Source organism: Aphanothece microscopica RSMan92 (assembly GCF_046613545.2).
Classification (GTDB): domain Bacteria; phylum Cyanobacteriota; class Cyanobacteriia; order PCC-6307; family Cyanobiaceae; genus NIES-981.
In genome coordinates this window covers 1-1527 of record NZ_JBKKKY020000168.1, presented here as the reverse complement: position 1 = coordinate 1527, position 1527 = coordinate 1, and the positions used below count along the sequence as shown (strand labels likewise).

Here is a 1527-nt window from a genome sequence, read left to right as displayed (position 1 = left end):
TCCGCCGCAGCCTGCCCTTCTTCGCCGGCGATCTCGTCTGGCTGCACAACGAATGTGGCGTCCTCAGCCTGGCGCAGGGCCGCCTGCCCGATGCCGCGAAGCTGTTCTCCGTCGCGCTGCGTGCCGTGCAGCGGATCGAGGCGCCGACCATCGGCGGCGCCCAGACCAATGTCATCCGTCTCAACCGTGCCGTCGTGGATATCGAGATCGGCAAATGCGGCAAGGCGGACGAGGCATTGAAGGCCATCGCGGCCACGCCGGATGAGAACCGCGCGGTGCGCTGGACGGCGCATGGCTACCGGGGGTTGGTCGCGCATATCCTCGGCGATGCGGAAGCCGCCAAGCTTCGCTACACCGAAGCGGTGGAGGCGCTTCGCGTCATGCAACGCTACCGCGGCGCCAGCATCTTCGCCCGCCACCTCGCGGACATCCACCGGCGTGAACGCCGTCCGAAGGAGGCGCTGGAAGCGGCGGAGACCGCGGTGACGCTGGCCTCGATCGGCAATCACGCGGATGTCTATCAACTCGCGCGCATCACCAGGCTTCGCGCGCAGGTCGCATCGAAGTATCTCGGCGCCGACCCGAAGACGCCGGAACTCACGGAGATCCAGAAGACCCTGAAGGACGTGGCCGATTACGCGCGCATCATGGGCATGCCACGCATCGCGGTGGAGGCGGAACACCTGGACGCCAGCATCCGCTTCGAACTCGGTGACCTGCACTACGCGAACGCGTCGGTCACAAGGGCGCTCGCCCTCGCCAACGAGAACGGCATGATCCTGAAGAAGGTGGCGCTGACGATCCTGGTGGCGCGAATCTATTGCGCGCGCGGCTTGCGGGATGATGGCCGCCTGCTGGCGGAGAATGCCCGCGACCTCGCCATCGCGACGCAATACGCCACGGCACAGGACGAGGCGCAGGACATCCTGGCGCGCCTGTAGCACGGGCGCCTGGGTGCTTGCGCGGTGGCGGGCCCGCCGTCACGCCAGTCGGTGCCGTCCGGCAGACGATCGCTGACCCAGTCCTCGCCCGCGTCGGCCAGCTCGCGCTGTCCCTTGGCGCGGCACCGCCACCCCCGCCCAGCGTTGCTCAGCGTTCCGGTAAGCCTCGATCCAGCGTTCGGGCGCCAAGGCTCCGGGAGATGGTGCCGACCCCGACATGGGCGCGGAGGGAGGACGGGACGACGCTGCGATAGTGCAGGTACCCGGGTTTCGGGTGGTGCCGGAGATACCGAATGGGCTCCAATTTGGATCACCACCGTGGACACCTGTGGGTGCTCAGGGCGGCCGGAGCCATTTTTCTCAATGATATCAATAGGATGGCGGAGAGGGTGTCCGCCTAACCGTCATCCCCCACTGTCCCTGGCCCTCTCGTAATTTGGCCTTGAAGCAAGGATTGGCGTGGATCGCCCATCCATTGCGTCCCCGGTCGTTTCCGGTTGCCCCCTACCAGTCCACAAGGTATTTGTGGACAGGCTTGTGGACCGGAGGCGGTGCGGTGGCGAAGGCGGCGGGGAAGCTTACGGGC

1 protein-coding gene is annotated in these 1527 nt (G+C 66.9%); it reads left to right on the top strand.

What is annotated here, in order from left to right:
• On the top strand, window positions 1–941 hold a 941-nt coding region (locus ACLD7X_RS16670; protein ID WP_411424808.1), incomplete at its 5' end, for a tetratricopeptide repeat protein.
• Window positions 942–1527 lie beyond the last annotated feature (586 nt).